This is a genomic window from Dethiosulfovibrio russensis (assembly GCF_021568855.1).
Classification (GTDB): domain Bacteria; phylum Synergistota; class Synergistia; order Synergistales; family Dethiosulfovibrionaceae; genus Dethiosulfovibrio; species Dethiosulfovibrio russensis.
In genome coordinates this window covers 265,969-284,088 of the sequence record NZ_JAKGUG010000004.1, presented here as the reverse complement: position 1 = coordinate 284,088, position 18,120 = coordinate 265,969, and the positions used below count along the sequence as shown (strand labels likewise).

Genomic DNA, 18,120 nt, shown 5'->3' with positions numbered 1-18,120 from the left:
TCATGTCTGACGAACTGCTCAGTCAAGACGAGATAAACGCCCTGTTGGAGGGCTCTTTGGGCGGAGACTCCGACGGCGGAGGAGGAGGTGGCTCCCCCGGTCTGACCCAGGCCCAGCTCGAGGCTCTGGAGGATTTGGCCGGGATGTTCTCCGACGCCACGACCGGGGTTATAGGTATGTTGGCCGGACGGGAAGTCTCCGTTCAGATCTCCGAGATAGGCGAAAAGGCTCAGTCCGAGGTGGTGGAGTCCATCGGAGGAAATCGAAACCTGCTCTTCTCCGTCCGTTGCGACGGTTTCGACGATGCTCCGGTATCGGTCGTCATGAACGAGGGCGGGGTAGTTCTTCTCGCCGATCTCATGATGGGAGGCGAGGGCAAGGACCTTCCCGATGAGGCGAACGAGCTGTTCGTCAACGCCGCTCAGGAGGGACTCAGCCAGGTGGTGGGCTCCGCCATGACTTCCCTCAGTGGAAAGCTCAAGGGACGAAAGGCCATTCCCACCGATCCCGCCTCGGAGGTTACCGAGGACGAGTGGCTTCTTTTCCCGAACCTGGAGGGAGATGTCCCCGTTTGGTACGTTTCCATGGAGGTTACCATAGAGGGGCTGGACAGTTTTAAAAGCTTTATCTCCGTTCCGTCGGTTCATGCTTCTGCCTTTGCCGATGCTTTGATTGGAGAGCCGGAGGCTCCTGCTCCTTCTGCCTCTCAGCCCTCTCAGGGAAGCCCGACGGAAGCGCCGACTCAGAGACCAGCTCAACAGCAGGCTCCTCAGCCCTCCGGAAGCGGTGGAGCAGGGATGTCTCAGCCTCCCTCGGGAGAGGCGTCGCCTCCGGTCGACGTTCGTCCCGCTCAGTTTTCTCCGCTTCAGCCTGCCGCCGCCGATTCTTCGCTGCCCTCGAATATCGGCCTCATAGCCGATATTCCCGTCCGGGTTACGGTGGAGCTGGGAAGAACTAGAAAGAGCGTAGGCGAGGTTCTGTCATTTGCTCCCGGTTCCGTGATAGAATTGGACAAGATGGCAGGAGAGCCGGTAGATGTTTTGGTTAATGGAAAGTTGATCGCTAAGGGAGAGGTCGTCGTGATCGACGAAAACTTCGGTGTAAGGGTCACGGAGATATTGAACGTGGGAGAGAAAATCCAGTCGATCGGATCTTGATCTGAAAATGTCTTGAATAGACGAACAGGAGGGGCATTATGGCTACAGTCCTTATTGTCGATGACGCCGCTTTCATGAGGATGATGTTGAAGGATATCCTCACGAAAAACGGTTTCGAGGTAGTAGGAGAGGCGGAAAACGGTCAGGTAGCGGTTTCCATGTACAAAGACCTCAATCCCGATATCGTCACGATGGATATCACCATGCCTGAGATGAACGGAATAGAGGCGGTCAAGGCCATAAAGGCCGTCAATCCCGGCTGTAAGATCGTCATGGTCAGCGCCATGGGACAGCAGTCCATGGTAATAGAGGCGATCCAGGCCGGAGCCAAGGATTTTATCGTCAAGCCTTTCCAGCCTGACCGTGTGGTAGACGCTTTGTCCAAGGTATTGGGCTAATCGAAGTCCCTTGCGCGGAAGATCTATTCTCGTTGCGTCGTTTTTTTCCTTGTCTCTGTCCGTATGCTTTCTCTGCGGGCCGGCCTGGGCCGATGCGTCGTCTTCGATCGAGTCTTATCTGACAAAGATGATCCTAGCCGTCGCCCTTCTAGGAGGCGTCGGCTTTCTCCTCGTCCGTTGGGGGCCGAAGCGCGTGAGGTCCTCTAGAAACGGGCTGGAGGTCCTGACGTCTCTGTCCTTGGGCAGAGGCGTTCTTTATGTGGTGCGTTGCGGCACCGACGTACTCCTCTTGGCGGAAAGCAAGGAGGGTATATCGTTGCTTCGGCGCTATCCTGGTGATGTATGGGAGAAGTTCGATGAAGCAGAACCTGAAAATAGCGATCCTCATTAGTCTGTCGGTCTTCTTCCTGTCGTGCGGGGGTGCTTTGGCCCAGCCGAACCAACCGGAACTCCCTGTGCCGGCTTTGAGGGTCGCGGTAGAGGGGGCGACATCTCCTCAGGATGTCTCCACCTCGCTCCAGATAGTGGCTCTGTTGACCGTCTTGAGCGTGGCCCCTGCGATACTCCTCATGGTAACCTCTTTCACCAGGGTTTTGGTAGTACTGGGATTCGTACGAAACGCCCTGGGACTCCAGCAGACTCCGCCCAACCAGGTCATAGTAACCCTGGCCCTCTTTCTGTCTCTCTTCATAATGGCCCCTACCTGGGACGTGATGTACAGTCAGGGTCTATCTCCCTACATGGAGGGCCGCATCGGTTCGATGGAGGCGCTGGAAAACGTCACGACTCCTCTGCGCCGGTTCATGTTGAGCCAGACGAGGGAGGAAGAACTGTCCCTTATGGTCTCCATGTCGGGGTTGGATAGGCCTTCCAGCGCCGACGACATCCCCAACAAGATCCTTCTTCCCGCCTACATGCTCAGCGAGCTGAAATCCGCCTTTCAGATGGGGATAGTGATATACGTTCCTTTCATAGTGGTGGACATGATAATATCCAGTGTCCTGATGAGCATGGGTATGATAATGCTCCCACCCATGATGATCTCCTTGCCTTTCAAGGTGCTGCTTTTCGTTATGGCCGACGGATGGAATCTGGTGGTTGTCAGCCTTATCAGGAGTTTCCAGTGATGTCTAGAGGGAGGTCTTAGAGATGGAAGCCTTCAGCGTCAGCGATATGTTGATGGAGGCGATCAAGGTTTCTTTGATGGCCTCTTTGCCCATACTTATCGTCGCCATGGTGGTGGGACTTATCGTCGGTATCCTCCAGACCGCCACATCCATTCAGGAGCAGACCCTTTCCTTCGTCCCCAAGATAATCGCCATAATGGGGGCTCTCGTGGTCATGGGACCATGGATCTTCGGGGTGGTCAGAAAGCTGGCCGTGGACCTTCTAGGACAGCTGGATCGTTTTGTAAGATGATGGATTTAAACGCCCTTTTTCGCGTTGTTCCTCTATATATGCTCGTATCGATCCGGTTTCTCGGGATCATCTTCACCGCTCCTGTCTTTCTGGCCTCTTCGTTTCCCATCCCCTGTCTTTACTTTCTGTCCTTCTTCTTCGCCCTTATAACCGTTCCTCAGCTGGGTGGAGTTCTCCCTGAGGTGCTGTTTTCCGGGGTCCTTCCCTTTTTGCTCGCCGCGCTTCGGGAGCTTCTCGTAGGGGCCTCCATAGCCTTCTTGGCCTCCGCTCCTTTCTATGCCCTCCAGATAGCGGGACGGATGATAGGTACCCGTATGGGGTTGGCCATGGTGAGCGTGTTGGACCCCATATCCCAGAGTCAGGACTCCATAATAGGACAGCTTCAGATCCTTATCGGCCTCTGGTTTTTTCTCTATTGGAACGGCCATATACTTCTCGTTAGAGCGTTGATGGAGAGTTTCAGGCTTTTACCCCTCGGAGAGATGGGGCTGACCGTATCGTCCGATCTGGGATTGGCGGAGTGGCTCGGAAAGCTCTTCGTCATGGCATTCAAGTTTGCCATCCCGTTTTACGGGGCTCTGCTTCTGGCGGATATCGGTCTTGGTTTCCTGGCTCGTACCGTTCCCCAGATGAACGTCTTCATCTTGGGGTTGCCTCTTAAAATAGGTCTGGGACTTTTTCTGCTCATGGTCGTCCTGCCTATGACGGTGGACATAATGCACGATCAGATAGAGCCCTATCTTCGAGCGGCTTTGGGAAGTCTGGCGGCATGGCGTTAATATTTAAAACTTTTCGACTTCAGTTTTTCGCCGAGGAGAAGACCGAACCTGCCACTCCCAGAAAGAGGCGTAAGGAGCGGGAGGAGGGGCGAGTCGCCAAGAGCCAGGACCTGGGGGCCTCGGCTGTCATAATAGCCGGTTTAATAGCCGTAATTTTGTTCGGAGGATGGATCTTCGACGTTATACTGTCTTTTATCCGGGAGTGCTTGTTCTTTATCGGAGGTGGAACCTTGGGGCGGACCGGGTGGTTCCACTCTTTGACGATGAGGTCCATATCGGCCTACGGTATGGCCATAGTCCCTATGGTGGTGGGGTGTTTTCTCGCCGCCTTCTTCGTCTCTGTGGCTCAGGTCGGCTTCGTCATGACGTCTAAGCCGCTGATCCCTAAGATGAACAGGTTCAACCCTATATCGGGGCTCAAGAAGGTCATATCCCTGAGGTCCTTGGTAGAGATGGTAAAGGGGATCCTCAAGGCTCTTATACTGGCTATAGTTCTCTATTCCGCCCTGAGAGGGGATCTCGCCGATATGGTGCTTGCCGTAAGATATCCCATCGGTCCTGCCGTTTCCCTCTTGCTGTGGCGAATATGGCTGTTGTGCGTCAAGATGACCTTTTTGCTTTTGGTCATAGCGATCTTCGACTGGTCCTATCAAAAATGGGAGTTCGAGAAGAACATAAAGATGAGCAAACAGGAGATAAAAGAGGAGTACAAACAGATGGAGGGGGATCCTCAGATCAAGCAGAAGATCCGCCAGAAGCAGAGGGAGATGGCTAAGCAGAGAATGATGGCCGACGTTCCTCAGGCGGATGTAGTCATAACCAACCCGACGACATTGGCCATAGCCCTTCAATACGATAGAGAAAAGATGGACGCTCCGGTTGTCCTTGCCAAGGGAAAGGGTTTGCTGGCGCGGAGAATCAGGGAGATTGCCGAGGAAAACGACGTGCCGGTGGTGGAAAACAAGCCTCTGGCCTGGGCTCTCCACGATTCCGTGGAGGTCGGCGAATCCATCCCCGAGACGCTTTACAAATCTGTGGCGGAGGTACTGGCTTTCGTCTATGGTATCGGTAAAAAGAGGTCTTAGTTCTCTGGAAGGGCTCCTTGGTTTCTGGTAAAGTTCTGGAATATCGAATTCATCATCTGATGCAAAACGAGAGGACGCGTGAGTATGGCAGAGGAACGGATGACTATGGTAGAGAGGATGCTTCGCTTTGCAGACGTAGGCGTGGCGGCCCTGATGGTTTTGGTCGTGGTCATGATGATCATACCTCTGCCCACCTGGCTGTTGGACATTCTCCTTACCCTGAACATAACCTTCGGCGTGGTGGTCCTTCTGGTGACCTTCTACGTCAACAGAGCTCTCGAGATATCGTCGTTTCCTTCCATCTTGCTAATAGTAACCCTTTTCCGGTTGGCACTGAACGTATCCACCACTAGGTTGATACTGCTCAAGGGTAACGCGGGGAACATCATCTCCTCTTTCGGCAATTTCGTCGTCGGAGGAAACTACGTCGTCGGAGCGGTGGTATTCCTCATATTGGTCATAATCCAGTTTCTCGTCATAACTAAGGGGGCTGAACGAGTCGCCGAGGTCGCAGCCAGGTTTACACTGGACGCCATGCCGGGAAAACAGATGGCCATAGACGCCGACCTCAACGCCGGTTTGATAGATGAACTTGGCGCAAAGGAAAGACGAAGGGATATCCAGAGGGAGGCTGATTTCTATGGATCGATGGACGGTGCCTCCAAGTTCGTCAAGGGAGACGCCATCGCCGGTCTGATCATAACCATAATCAACATCCTCGGAGGTCTCGCCATAGGTGTCTTTCAGCGAGGATTGTCCCTCGGTCAGGCAGCCGGTGTCTACAGTCTCCTAACGGTTGGAGACGGGTTGGTGTCTCAGATACCGGCTCTGCTATTTTCCACCGCTACCGGCATAATAGTCACCAGGGCCGCCGGTGACTCCAACCTTGGTCGGGACGTGTTCTCGTCCTTTATAAGGTATCCCAGGCCCCTTATGATAGGGACAGCTTTGCTATTCGCCTTCGCCATGGTACCAGGGCTTCCTACATTCCCATTTGTATTCCTCGGGATTTTCCTTGGATTCATGGCCTACGGGGTCTACCGGGAAGCTAAGACCCAGGAAGGGCTGTCCGGCGAGCCCAGGGAAGGTAAGGGCAAGGGGGCCTCTCCTGCAGGGGGAGAGGGAGACCACCCTGCCTCTCAGACTCCCACCTCTCCGGAAGATGTCATGAAACTTCTGGCGGTGGACCCCATGGAAATGGAGATAGGCTATGCGGTGATCCCTCTCGTCGATCCCGCTCAGGGAGGGGACATGCTGGACCGCATCAGTACCATAAGGAAGCAGATGGCCATGGACATGGGACTGGTGGTCCCATCCATCAGGATAAGGGACAACATCCAGCTGAAACCCTCGGAGTATCTCATAAGGGTCAAGGGAGCTCTGGAGGGACAGGGAGACCTCATGCCGGAACACTATCTCGCCATGGACACGGGAAACGTCACAGAGGAGGTCGTAGGTGTTCCCACCACCGAGCCCGCCTTCGGCCTTCCCGCCCTCTGGATATCTCCGGAGCTTCGGGACAAGGCGGAGGCCAGCGGCTACACCGTCGTGGACGCTCCTTCCGTGCTGGCCACCCATCTGTCGGAGGTCATAAAGTCTCACGGTGCCGATCTCATAACCAGACAGGAGGTCCAGAAACTTACCGACATGGTCAAGGAGAGCAACTCCGCCGTTACCGAGGAGATGCTCAGCGTTCTCGGCCTTGGGGACATCCAGAAGGTCCTTCAGAACCTGGTTGCGGAGCATATCCCTATCAGGGATCTGGTGACCATTTTCGAGACCTTGACCGATTACGGAAGGCTCTCTACCTCGGTGGATTATCTGACCGAGAGGGTGAGGGAGAGCTTGGCCCGTATAATCTCTTTGAGGCTCAAGGAGAACGACGTCATAACCGTGTCTACCCTTTCCCCTACCTGGGAACAGAAGATAAGGGACGCCCTGGAGGGCGATCTTGCCAAGGGATGGCGTCTCAACATGGATTCCAGGGAGATTTCCAAGCTGGTTACCTCCGTGTCGGCTAAGTCCGAGGAGGCCATGCTTCAGGGATTCTCTCCCATTCTGCTTGTGAGTCCCGACGTCAGGCTTGTCGTCCGTCGAGTTCTGGAATCCTCGTTGCCCGGTCTGTTCGTGGTGTCTTATAATGAAATAAGCCATGGTATAGATATCAAGTCGTTGGGGATGGTGGAGTAGAGAATGAGGGTTGTCCAACAGATCACCTTTGAGGCTAAAGACGATGCCGAGGCCATAAGGATCGCTGCCGACCGACTGGGCAGAGATGCTGTGGTGCTTTCGACCCGCCCGGTCAACAAGGGGGGCTTCCTGGGGTTGTTCGGAAAGCCCGCTCTGGTCGTGACGGCAGGTATCCTGGAGGAAGACGAGCCCAAGAAGAAGGAAGAGCCTATAGGAGATAGGGTCCGGGCCTTTCAGCAGCTGCTGGAGGGGAAAAGGGACAGTTTTCCTGTCGTCCCTCCGGAGGGACGACCGTCGGGTAAAAAGGAGACCGACGAATCTTCCGTCGGAGAAAGCGAGGATAGGCTTGAGCTTTCCTCGTCTGTGGCAACAGCCTCCCGTCCTTCCATATCGAGGGAGAAGGTTGCCCAGGCCTACGGAAAGGATCCTAATCCCGTAGAGGAAAGGGAGAACAAAAATCTCTCCGATGACGTGGAGAGAATTCAGCGTACATTGTCCTCCGTACTCGAACGGCTGGACCGGGCTTCCGTGTCAGACGATGGGACAGAGAAGCCTCCTGAGCCAAGGTTGGCTCCTTCGTCCAGGGACGATTGTCGGGAGCGTTGGCGTCATATGCTGCTGGAGATAGACATGACCGAGTCCTTCGTGGATACCCTTCTAGAACGCTACGGTGGCTCTCTGGACGATCGTTCTTTTGTTGGTTGGCTAAAGGACTCCATAAGGGCTCCTTTCCGGGACGTCATAAGCGCGTTGGGCGGATCCAGGGTGATGTTTATAGGTCCCACCGGGGTCGGCAAAACCACAACCATAGCCAAGCTGGCGGCGGCCAACTCCCTATGGGAGGACCGAAAGGTCCTCCTTGCGACCGCCGATACCTATCGTATAGCGGCGGTCGAGCAGCTCAGGACCTATGCCAAGATCCTGGGAGTTCCCGTCGAGGTGGTCTTCGACCCTCAGGATCTCAAGGGAATCAGGGAGAAGAGGGACGTGGAGCTTATTCTGCTTGACACTGCCGGGAGAAGCCAGAGAGACTCTCGTAGGCTGGACGAGGCCAAGGAGCTTTACGAGGCTTTCGCTCCCGAGAGCGTCCACCTCGTCATATCCGCCAGTTCCAAATACAGGGACATGCTCGACGTCATAGAGAGGATGGGGAATATGCCCATATCCCACCTCATCTTTACGAAGCTCGACGAGACCCTTACCCTGGGACCGGTGCTTGAGATAGCCCTCAACTTCGATATTCCCATATCCTTTCTGACCGTAGGTCAGAACGTTCCCAACGATATAGAGGTGGCGTCTCCGGATCGTCTCGTGAATATGGCATTAGGCGGTGGATACGGTGATTGATCGCAAAGCTTCCGTGACCGACCAGGCCTCCGACCTGAGGCGTATGGTCGCTTCCATCTCGGAGGAGAAAAAGAACATCAGACGGCCCGGTTTTCTCCGTTCCATAGCGGTCGTGGGAGGAAAGGGCGGTGTCGGAAAGAGCAATATCTCCGTAAATCTGGCCCTGGCTTTGGGAAAGATGGGCCAGAAGGTGACACTCCTTGACGGAGATCTCGGACTGGCCAACGTAGATATTCTAATGGGTATCCAGGCTCCATATAACCTGATCCACCTCGTCAGAGGAGAGAGGTCTCTCGACGAGATCCTGTGCGACGTTGGAGACGGAGTGTCCTTGATACCTGGAGGAACCGGCATAGAGGAGCTGGCCAACCTGGATGAATCTGCCCAGTCTGCCCTGATAAACGCCTTGGCTGAACTGGAGTCCTTCTCCGATATCATGGTGGTCGATACCGGTGCGGGCATCCACAGAAACATGATATCCTTCGCTCTTTCCGTCGATACGGTTATACTTGTTACTACGCCGGAGCCCACGTCCATAAGGGATGCGTACGGACTCCTGAAATCCTTGGTGTTCGGTACCGTTGGAAAACTGGACGTCCGAGTGCTGGTCAATATGGTTTCCTCCGAGGAGGAGGCCCGATCCGTGGCCGGACGTATGCGTTTCGCCGCCAGCCAGTTTCTCAGGGTGGACCTGGGCTATTCCGGATATGTCTTGACCGATAGCAGGCTGTCCGACTCGGTGCGGGCCAGGAAACCTCTGATAAGATTCGCTCCTCGTTCGGACGCGTCCGAATGTTTCCGTAGAATCGCCAGGACCCTTATGTCCGAAGGTGGAGAAGATAGATCGTTCGATCCGGGGCGGGGCGTTAAATCCCTGTTCTTCAAGCTCGCCAGAAGCCTCGGAGTCGACAGGGATAGATAGGGGGTAGAGCATGGAAGCGAAGACCCTTTTAGGCAAAGATCCTCAACTGATAGGCTCCAAAGTGGACATATCCATAGTCGCCGGGCTCTATAAAGGACAGTATCCGTCTCGCTTGGAGGACGGCGATGGGGACGTGTGGAAACTCTCTCATCCCTTCCTTGGAGGCGGGCTGCTGCCTATGTACCGTGGAGTGGAGCTTAAACTTTCTCTGAACTCCGATAAAAGCGTCTACAACGTGACCGGTTCTGTCCTGGGCACAGTCAGGGAGGGATCCGTCGTCCTGCTGGTGGTGAAGGTCTCCGGCGAAGTGCAAAAACTTCAGAGACGTCGCTTCGTAAGGGTTCCCTGTATGCTGGATCTCGAGGTCGCCCCTCTGGGCTTTTTTCTGGACGGTCGTCACGGATGGCTCGATGGTGTCGCCAAGGACGTCAGCCTGGGAGGTGCTAAGGTCGCCTTAAAGGGAAACGTCACGTCTTTCTTTAAAGACATGTCCAGGTCTATCTTGAAATTACCCTTGGACGACGTTGTCTCCTATCTCTCCTGTCGGCTAGTCGTGGTACGATATATGAAAGAACACGATGTTACCGAGTTGGCTCTGGCCTTCGATTTTCTTCCTGCTACGCTGGAGAAATCCTTAGGTCGTTTTATTCGAGAAAAAGAACTGGCGTCCAGGAGGGATGGGCGCTGACGAGGGGAGGGTGATCCGGTGAAAGACATAAAAGTCCTGGTCGTGGACGATTCCTCTTTCATGAGGAAGATTCTCGGGGATATTTTGGAGGAAACGCCGGGTATAACCGTGATAGCCAAGGCACGAGACGGCGTGGACGCTCTGGAGAAAATAGAGCGATACAGTCCCGACGTGGTTACTCTTGACGTGGAGATGCCCAGAAAGAACGGCCTGGAGACCCTAAAGGAGATTATGGATCGTTTCCCCATGCCGGTCATAATGGTGAGTAGCCTGACCAGAGAGGGAGCCTCTATCACCATGCAGGCCCTTGCTCTTGGCGCAGTAGATTTCGTGGCGAAGCCGTCCGGCACCATATCTTTGGACATGAGGGACGTTGGAGACGAACTTAAACAAAAGGTCTTGGGGGCGGCTTTTGCCAGATCTGCCGTTCCAGGCAAGCCCTTTTTGAAAAAAACGGTTCCTCCAGTGTCGTCTTTGAAGCGTCAGGCCACCGTCAAGCCTCCGGTTCCCGGGATGCGTCCGAAACTCGTCTGTATAGCATCTTCTACCGGAGGTCCGCAGGCACTTCAACGGTTGTTGACCGCTTTGCCCTCGGATTTTCCGCTTCCCATAATAGTGGCCCAGCATATGCCCAGAGGTTTTACCGCCTCCTTCGCTACCAGGTTGAACGATCTTTCCAGTATAGACGTGGTCGAGGGGCAGGAGGATACGATCCTCAGGCCCGGTCTGGCGGTCATAGCTCCAGGCGGTTATCATATGATTCTGAGGGGAGGGGGCGGCACTCTTTCGATCGGTCTGTCCGATGCTCCTCCCGTTTTGTCGGTAAAGCCTTCGGCCAACGTGATGTTCCTCAGCGTGGCCGATATCCTTGGAGGGAACGTAGTAGCCGTCATCCTTACCGGAATGGGCAGAGACGGTACGGACGGAGCTCAGGCCCTATCGTCCATGGGAGCATACGTGTTCGGAGAATCTCCGGAAACCTGTGTGGTCTACGGTATGCCCAGGGCGGCGATGGAAGCAGGCGTGGTCAACGAGCAGCTGCCGTTACAGAAAATAGCGCCGGCCCTGGACCGCTTCGTGAGAGAAAATCGATAGAGGAGATGATAGGACATGTCTACCGATATGAGCCAGTACCTGGGAGCCTACCTCGACGAGGCGACCGATAACCTCCAGCAACTGAATGAGCTTATATTGGCGGTCGAGCAGGACCGTCGCAGTCGCGACACGATAGACGAGATATTCAGGACGGCTCACACTTTGAAGGGTATGTCCGCCACGATGGGTTTTAAGCATATGGCCGAGCTTACCCATGCGTTGGAGGACCGTTTCTCAAAGGTCAGAAGCGGCGACGAGGACCTAACCGACGACGATATAGACCATCTTTTTCAGAGCCTCGACCTCATGCAGTCCATGGTTGACGCGATCAGAGACGGAGGAACCGATCAGGACACCGATATCTCTTCCCTGGTAGCTCAGCTGAGAGAGGAAAACGTAGAGCCCTCTTCGGTGGAAAAAGGCACGGAGGAAACGGAGCTCTCTGATCAGGAAAAGGAATGGCTTGTAGACGCTACTAAGATGGGGCTGGCCGTCTACGAGGTCAAGGTGGTCTTGGATAAAGAGTGTCTTCTGAAAGCAGCCAGGGCATATATGGTCGTAAGCCGCCTTGAGGAGATGGGAGAGATCGTGAAATGCGATCCCTCCGTCGACGATCTGGAAAAAGAGCAGTTCGATCACTCTTTCATCGTGTATATAGGAACCAAGGACGAGGCGGACGTCGTTAAAAACGCGGTGATGTCAGTCAGCGAAGTGGTCGAGACCGAGGTTCTGCCCTGGGAGGTGGAGAAAGGGGAAGTATCCGAGGAGGTCGCGGTCTCCGAGGAAAAACCCGCTAAGGCCGCCGCAGCGCCCCCCCAAACTAAGCAGGCGGATGAAGCTCCCAAAACTAAGAAGGCTCCGAAGGCCAAGAAAACCTCTCAGACCGTGAGGGTTGACATAGGTCGCCTGGACAGCCTGATGAATCTGGTAGGCGAGCTGGTGATAGGAAAAGCCCGCATAGAACGTCTGGTTCTCGAGTCCAAGCTGAGGGAGTTCGACGAGCCCCTCTCTCAGCTGGGTAGGATCTCCGGCGACATCCAGGAGCTTGTCACCAAGCTTCGTATGGTCCCGGTTTCCTTCATCTTCGATCGTTTCCCCCGGCTCATAAGGGACATCTCCAAGAATCTCGGCAAGGACGTCGAGCTCGTGATAGAGGGGCAGGAAACGGAGCTGGATCGAACCGTAATCGACGAGATAGGCGATCCCATGGTCCATCTCATAAGAAACTCCGTCGATCACGGGGTGGAGACCCCGGAGATCCGAAAGGCTGCCGGTAAGCCTGCTCAGGGAACCATACGCATCGCCGCCTATCAGGAAGGCAACAGCGTCATAATAGAGGTGGCCGACGACGGAAAGGGCATAGACCCTGTGGCGGTAGGCAAAAAAGCGGTAGAACGCGGGATGGTCACAGAAGAGGCGTTGGCGGAGATGTCCGACGACGAGATAATCCAATTTGTCTTCCTCCCGGGATTCAGCATGGCCAAAGAGGTTACCGATCTCTCCGGCAGAGGGGTCGGTATGGACGCGGTCAAACGCAAAGTCGAGGCCCTGGGAGGACAGTTCGAGGTCCGTTCGAAGGTCGGAGAGGGCACCAACGTCTACATAAGGCTCCCTCTCACCTTGGCTATAGTCCTGGCATTGTTGGTTAGGGTCGGAAACGAGACCTACGCCATACCTCTGGAGAACGTGGACGAAACCATTCTGGTACGTGAAGAGGACATGAAGAGAATGCACGGTCGTCCCGTCACTCTGCTCAGAGGAGAGGTCCTCACCCTGGGAGATCTGGCGTCCACCCTCGACGCGGTAAGGGACGACGAGGAGAGAAACGAGTATCCCGTGGTGGTCGTCAGGGCCGGCAGAAACAAGATCGGCTTTGTTGTGGACGCCCTGGTGGGTCAACAGGAAATAGTGATTAAATCGCTTGGAAGGCTTTTGTCCAAAATAAAGGGAATAGCCGGAGCCACCATCTTGGGAGATGGCAACGTCGCTCTCATACTGGACGTGGCTTCCCTTAAAGTAAGGGCTTAGGAGTAGATAGGGACGATGGAGTATACCGATTTCAGTCCGTTGCATCTTGACGCTATAAGAGAAGTTGTAAATATAGGCGCGGGTAACGCCGCTACAGCTCTCTCCGATATGTTGGCTCAGCCGGTTGATATGGGGGTTCCCAGGGTGGAGCTCGTGTCGATTTACGAGGTATCCGAGCATTTCGGTCCTCCGGAGGACCTGGTTGCCGCAGTCTATACCCATGCGGAGGGAGCCTTCCCCTGCAACCTGATTTTTATACAGGACGAGGAAGCAGCCCAGGGGATGGTGGACGCCATGTTCGTCTCCAGAATGGACACGGACGGAAGGGACTTTCCCCAGGAGATGAGGGACAGCGCCCTCAGCGAGCTCGGGAACATAATCTTGAGTTCATTTCTTAATGCGGTTAGCCGTATGATAGGGTCGGACTCCCTTTCTATCTCGGTGCCGGGAGTGGCCCACGATATGCTGGGGGCCATATTGGAGTTCGTCGCATCCATCTTTGCCCAATCCGGCGAACTGGCCCTTTTGGTAAACACTACCTTGAAGTTGGAACAGGAGGGAGCTGATATCAAGGGAAACATAATGATGGTCCCCGATCCCGGCGCTCTCGAGATCCTTCTCTCCAAACTGGGGGTGCTTTGATGGAAAAAGGGCAACACGTCGGGATGGCCGACACGGTCCTTGTTAAACACCCCGGCAAACTCATCTCCCTTGGCCTTGGGTCCTGCATCGGTCTGGTTCTCTACGACGAGACAGCCAAGGTGGCAGCCATGGCTCACATAATGCTGCCGGAGAGCAGAAAGGACAAGGATACTCCGAAGCCTGGGAAGTTTGCCGACACAGCCGTTCCCATCCTCATCGACATGGTGTTGAAGGCCGGTGCCAAGAAAGAGCGTTTGAAGGCCAAGATGGCCGGTGGATCCCAGATGTTCAACGTCCCGGGATCCAAGTCGGGGTTTCTTGCGGTGGGGACCAGAAACGCCGAGGAGACAGAGAAGAACCTGAAGTCGGCGGGAATAAAACTTGTGGCCTCGGACACTGGAGGAAACAAAGGGCGGAGCGTAGAATTTTCTACGGATGACTGGATATTGATCGTCAAGACCCTGGGCACAGGCAAACAGGGGATATAATATAGTTCCATACCGAGCTTATCTTTCGGTGGATTTCGAGAGGGGGATAATTCCATGCCACCATCCAAAGAGGACGAGGCCCTGTGGCAGAGATATCGGTCGAATCCCTCCGAGAAAGACGAGATAGTAAGCCGCTACATCCCTCTCGTAAAGTACGTCGTGGCACGAATGACCGTGACCCCCCCATCGGGGTTGGATTATGAAGACCTAATAAGTTTTGGATTGATGGGCCTTTTGGACGCTATAGACAGATTCGAGATAGAGAGAGGCTTTTCCTTCCAGACCTTCGCAGTTCCCAGAATAAGGGGAGCTGTACTGGACGAACTGAGAAAATGCGATTGGTTTTCCAGGACCGGTAGGGAAAAGCTGCAACGTCTGGAGAGGGCCACAGAACGGCTTATGATTCAGGGAATAACCCCCGACGACGAGTCCCTCAAAAGGGAGATGGACGTGGACGACAAGACCTACCGGGAGATGCTTAACCTGGCGTCGAGAGGATACGTTGTTTCACTGGACGAGGTCATGTCCCTGGATGAAGGGGACGTTCAAAAAGGGGATCTGCTATCCGACACAGGAACCTCCGCTCAGGAGTTTCTGGAGAACCGGGAAGAGATAGATCTGGTGGTAGGGGCATTGAATCGCCTCTCCGAGAGGGAGCGTTTGGTGCTTTCCATGTACTATCTAGAGGAGATGACCCTTAAAGAGATAGGGCTTGTCCTCGGTGTAACCGAGTCGAGGGTCTCTCAGATACACGGAAAGGCCATCGTCTCGCTGAAGGCTAGGCTTTCGGCATCCAGGTGAGCGAGCCCAGCCTCGGCCATGATTCGATATGGAGGTGTACCATGTCTGAGCGACTGACGATAGAGAAAACCGAGGAGGGAGTTTATCTCTCGGTCGAAGAAGGGGTCTCCCTAGCCGAGGTGTTGGATTTCTTGACCAGAGAGAGGATCTCCAACTTCGAATCCGACGCGGTAGAAAAGGCTCTGGAGACCCCGGGCGAAAAGACCAGAATCGCTCAAGGAGAGGCGAGAAAAGATGCCAAGATAAAGGTCGAGATATCCAGAGACTCGATGATCGCCAAGATCTCCGTGGAACCTCCTGAAGGAGACGCCCCGTGGCCCAAAGTGTCGGATCTTAAAAATGCTCTGGAAACTAAGAACATCATCTATGGAATAGACGAATCGGCTCTACAGTCCATAATCGACGGGCACATATCGGATCAGTGGGTCGACGTTGCCCGAGGCGATGCTGCTATCGACGGCCGTAACGCCGAGGTCGAATACGTAGTGGAGTTCGGAAGCAGTCGCCCTCTAGGCACAAACGAGGGGGGAAAGGTCGATCTCAAGGAACTTTCCTCCGTAACCATAGTCCATAAGGATCAGGTTCTTGCTACCCGTGTGCCTCAGACCGACGGACAAAACGGCATCAACGTGTTCGGAAAAACGGTGAAGGCTAAAAACGGCAAAGACCGCAAACTTCCGGTCGGTCATGGAACGAGGCCATCGGAGGACGGCACCACCCTCTATGCTGATCAAGACGGGCACCTGGTCTTCAGGGGCAGCGTGTTGGACGTTCTGCCGGTATACGTGGTTCCCGGCGACGTGGATTACAGCGTCGGAAACGTCCACTTCATCGGATCAGTAGACGTAAAAGGTGCCGTCAGGGATGGATTCGAGATAAAGACCTCCGGAAACGTCTCCATCGGAGGAGTCGTCGAGGGAGCGGTCATAGAGAACGACGGGGATCTGGAAATCAAAATAGGGGTTTCCGGAGGAAACAAAGGGCACATCCGAAGCGGGGGGTCCCTTACCGCCGGTTATATAGACAAGGCGACCATCCACGTGGACGAAAACCTTCAGGTCAAAGACGCCATCATGCACAGCAACGTATCGGCGGGAAAATCCGTTATCGCCGGGAGCAGGGGAGGCAAAGGGCAGATCGTAGGCGGCAAGGTCCAGGCCGGGATATCGGTCAGCTGTGTTACCCTGGGCAGCCAGATGGGAACGAAGACCGAGGTTCACGTAGGTGTTTCACCCGATCTGGCCAATAGAAAGAACGAATTAGGCTCTCTTATAGAGGAAAACAAGGAAAAACTGAACCAGATAGACACCAACATAGCCTTCTTGAAAAAAATTGAGAAGGCAGGAAAACTGGACACGGAAAAAAGGACCGTAATGCTCAAGCTCACAAAAGGAAGTTTCCAGCTTCGCTCCCTGATAGACGGTTGGACCAAGGAGCTGGAGGAAGTTGAGTTAAAGATAGAGAGAAGCAGATCCGATCCGAAAGTGAACGTCAAGGAGACATGCTATCCCGGTGTGTCCATAACCATGAGGGGGATAACCTACCTTGTGAGGGAAGAGATGCGGTTCATCACCTTCCGATATGACGGCGGGGAGCTTAAACCCCTGCCCTATGATCCGTAGAGAGGCCGAAGGAGGTCGTATGCCGAGATGATACATCCTATAGACCATCAACTGTCTTTCTGGAAGATGGAACAAAACGCTCAGAACCATAAGGACCCGTCATCCTCGGCCCAGCAGGCCCTTCAGTCCGAGGCGGCGGTGGAGGAAGCCGAACACAAAAACACCTCCGTCCAGACCGGGGAGGAGTCGGCCGAGTCCCAGCGGCCCGGTGTCGGAGACAGAGACGCCGGAAAAAACGGAAGACGGGGCGGTGGAGGTAAAAGAGGATCCCGAGACGACGATGGGGACGAATCGGAAAAAAGCGAGGGATTTGAATTCTATGCCTGATAGATCCAGCATAGGCTACGTCAGAGTAGAGGCCGACGGAGACGTTTTCAAAGGGGCTCTGCTCGTGGTGGACGACAGAGGTATACCCTTGGACTTCAGGTATACCGATCCGGTGTCGCCTACAAAACTGGAGAGGGTCCTCTACGGCGAAGCGTTGGACGTATATATTCAGGAGGACGTTATTCTGGGAAGTCTTCTGGAGGCGGTGGAGGAAAAGCCCGATATATGGGTGTGCGAGGACCGTCGAGTTCTTCTCCCGCTGGTCCGTATGTCCAAGTCTTTGTCCGCGTCTATCGACTCCACCTCCAGAGCCCCATTGGACAGCCCCGGGGCTACAGTCCCCCTGCCGGAAGAGAACACCTTCTTGGTTCAGACCGATCTGATGGGGCCACCTTATCGCGTCACCGTCGAAAAAGCGGAGGTGTTGGATAAGGTGGTATCCCTCCTGGTTAATCTGTCCTCGACGATGGAGCTTCTGGAGCCATTCAATCGGATATCCAAGGCAGTGGAAGCTCTGGACTGAGGGTCATGGATCTCGATTCCGTAAAAAGCGGTCTAAAAAGGCTGTTTCTGTCCAGGGTATCGATCCACAGGGCTGTCTTGCCCGAAGGTCCCCGCAGGGTGGCCGTCTCGTCCGCTGACAGATCAGTAGAGGTTCATCCTCTCAGATCTCCGGTCAAGCTCACCGTATCGCGGTGTGCTCAATGGAGGGGCTTGAGAGCTAAGGGTAAAAAACTGGATCTTTTCATTTCGCCTCCCAAGGCCAGGGGAGGGAAGACCTCCCTCTCCTTCGATGTCTCGGTCGGGACCATTAACCTTCGGACCGAAAGAACCGAGGCAAGGAACGGTCTGGCCGTAATAGCCAGAATGCCTTCGTCCCGAAGAAACAGGGTCCATTGGCTTCGCGGCGATCGACGGAAAGATCTCATGGCCGTCTATTACCCCATAATCAAGGATTGCCTCGTAAAAAGTGCGCTGGAGAAAGAGAGCGGCGATCTCTATATCTGGTATAATTCATCCTGTCAAGGAAGTTCCTCTCAGATGTTGTGTCTCGTCTCCGATCCCGGAAAGAGACCTCCTCTGGCGTGGAAATGGATTTGATATAGATTACCTATATTATTATGAGAGATAC

The 18,120-nt window shown here is 54.5% G+C and carries 20 protein-coding genes; all 20 read left to right on the top strand.

The window, feature by feature from the left end; all coding sequences use genetic code 11:
• Positions 1 to 2 precede the first annotated feature (2 nt).
• Complete coding sequence (gene fliN / locus L2W48_RS06455) at positions 3 to 1,157, top strand: flagellar motor switch protein FliN (protein WP_236098099.1); 1,155 nt, start codon at positions 3 to 5, stop codon at positions 1,155 to 1,157.
• Between the two features lie 38 nt (positions 1,158 to 1,195).
• Positions 1,196 to 1,555 carry a response regulator gene (locus L2W48_RS06450; protein WP_255700338.1) on the top strand — a complete coding sequence of 120 codons (360 nt, stop codon included), beginning with the start codon at positions 1,196 to 1,198 and terminating at the stop codon, positions 1,553 to 1,555.
• Between the two features lie 193 nt (positions 1,556 to 1,748).
• Positions 1,749 to 1,946: a flagellar biosynthetic protein FliO gene (locus tag L2W48_RS06445; RefSeq protein ID WP_236098101.1), complete on the top strand. Its 198-nt coding sequence runs from the start codon at positions 1,749 to 1,751 to the stop codon at positions 1,944 to 1,946.
• A complete protein-coding gene (gene fliP, locus L2W48_RS06440; RefSeq protein WP_236098103.1) occupies positions 1,912 to 2,682 on the top strand; it encodes a flagellar type III secretion system pore protein FliP in 771 nt (256 codons plus the stop codon). The genes L2W48_RS06445 and fliP overlap by 35 nt, the downstream gene beginning before the upstream one ends.
• Positions 2,683 to 2,704: 22 nt before the next feature.
• Positions 2,705 to 2,974, top strand: coding sequence for a flagellar biosynthetic protein FliQ (locus L2W48_RS06435; RefSeq protein ID WP_005658954.1), 270 nt, complete (start codon positions 2,705 to 2,707; stop codon positions 2,972 to 2,974).
• On the top strand, positions 2,971 to 3,753 hold the full coding sequence (locus L2W48_RS06430; RefSeq protein ID WP_236114774.1) for a flagellar biosynthetic protein FliR: 783 nt from the start codon (positions 2,971 to 2,973) through the stop codon (positions 3,751 to 3,753). Before L2W48_RS06435 ends, L2W48_RS06430 begins: the two co-directional genes overlap by 4 nt.
• A complete protein-coding gene (gene flhB / locus L2W48_RS06425; protein ID WP_236098108.1) occupies positions 3,744 to 4,838 on the top strand; it encodes a flagellar biosynthesis protein FlhB in 1,095 nt (364 codons plus the stop codon). Before L2W48_RS06430 ends, flhB begins: the two co-directional genes overlap by 10 nt.
• Before the next feature lie 84 nt (positions 4,839 to 4,922).
• Entirely contained in the window at positions 4,923 to 7,028 is a 2,106-nt protein-coding gene (flhA, locus tag L2W48_RS06420; RefSeq protein ID WP_236098110.1) for a flagellar biosynthesis protein FlhA, read from the top strand.
• Between the two features lie 3 nt (positions 7,029 to 7,031).
• Positions 7,032 to 8,375: a flagellar biosynthesis GTPase FlhF gene (gene flhF / locus L2W48_RS06415; RefSeq protein ID WP_236098111.1), complete on the top strand. Its 1,344-nt coding sequence runs from the start codon at positions 7,032 to 7,034 to the stop codon at positions 8,373 to 8,375.
• A complete protein-coding gene (locus L2W48_RS06410; protein ID WP_236098112.1) occupies positions 8,368 to 9,297 on the top strand; it encodes a MinD/ParA family protein in 930 nt (309 codons plus the stop codon). Before flhF ends, L2W48_RS06410 begins: the two co-directional genes overlap by 8 nt.
• Before the next feature lie 10 nt (positions 9,298 to 9,307).
• Entirely contained in the window at positions 9,308 to 9,985 is a 678-nt protein-coding gene (locus L2W48_RS06405) for a flagellar brake protein (RefSeq protein WP_236098113.1), read from the top strand.
• A gap of 18 nt (positions 9,986 to 10,003) precedes the next feature.
• Positions 10,004 to 11,080, top strand: a complete 1,077-nt coding sequence (locus L2W48_RS06400; RefSeq protein ID WP_236098115.1) for a protein-glutamate methylesterase/protein-glutamine glutaminase — start codon at positions 10,004 to 10,006, stop codon at positions 11,078 to 11,080.
• Positions 11,081 to 11,095: 15 nt separating this feature from the next.
• A complete protein-coding gene (locus L2W48_RS06395; RefSeq protein WP_236098116.1) occupies positions 11,096 to 13,108 on the top strand; it encodes a chemotaxis protein CheA in 2,013 nt (670 codons plus the stop codon).
• Between the two features lie 15 nt (positions 13,109 to 13,123).
• Positions 13,124 to 13,750 (top strand): chemotaxis protein CheC, encoded by a 627-nt coding sequence (locus tag L2W48_RS06390; RefSeq protein WP_236098117.1) that lies wholly within the window; start codon positions 13,124 to 13,126, stop codon positions 13,748 to 13,750.
• The gene (locus tag L2W48_RS06385; protein WP_236098119.1) at positions 13,750 to 14,238 is read left to right on the top strand and encodes a chemotaxis protein CheD; all 489 of its coding nucleotides are present in this window, start codon (positions 13,750 to 13,752) and stop codon (positions 14,236 to 14,238) included. Before L2W48_RS06390 ends, L2W48_RS06385 begins: the two co-directional genes overlap by 1 nt.
• 54 nt (positions 14,239 to 14,292) lie before the next feature.
• Positions 14,293 to 15,039, top strand: coding sequence for a sigma-70 family RNA polymerase sigma factor (locus L2W48_RS06380; protein ID WP_236098120.1), 747 nt, complete (start codon positions 14,293 to 14,295; stop codon positions 15,037 to 15,039).
• Between the two features lie 41 nt (positions 15,040 to 15,080).
• Positions 15,081 to 16,661, top strand: a complete 1,581-nt coding sequence (locus L2W48_RS06375; RefSeq protein WP_236098122.1) for a flagellar assembly protein A — start codon at positions 15,081 to 15,083, stop codon at positions 16,659 to 16,661.
• A 27-nt stretch (positions 16,662 to 16,688) separates the two neighbouring features.
• Positions 16,689 to 16,988: a hypothetical protein gene (locus L2W48_RS06370; RefSeq protein ID WP_236098123.1), complete on the top strand. Its 300-nt coding sequence runs from the start codon at positions 16,689 to 16,691 to the stop codon at positions 16,986 to 16,988.
• Positions 16,981 to 17,511: a hypothetical protein gene (locus L2W48_RS06365; protein ID WP_236098125.1), complete on the top strand. Its 531-nt coding sequence runs from the start codon at positions 16,981 to 16,983 to the stop codon at positions 17,509 to 17,511. The genes L2W48_RS06370 and L2W48_RS06365 overlap by 8 nt, the downstream gene beginning before the upstream one ends.
• Positions 17,512 to 17,516: 5 nt before the next feature.
• Positions 17,517 to 18,089, top strand: a complete 573-nt coding sequence (locus L2W48_RS06360; RefSeq protein WP_236098126.1) for a hypothetical protein — start codon at positions 17,517 to 17,519, stop codon at positions 18,087 to 18,089.
• Positions 18,090 to 18,120: the final 31 nt, after the last annotated feature.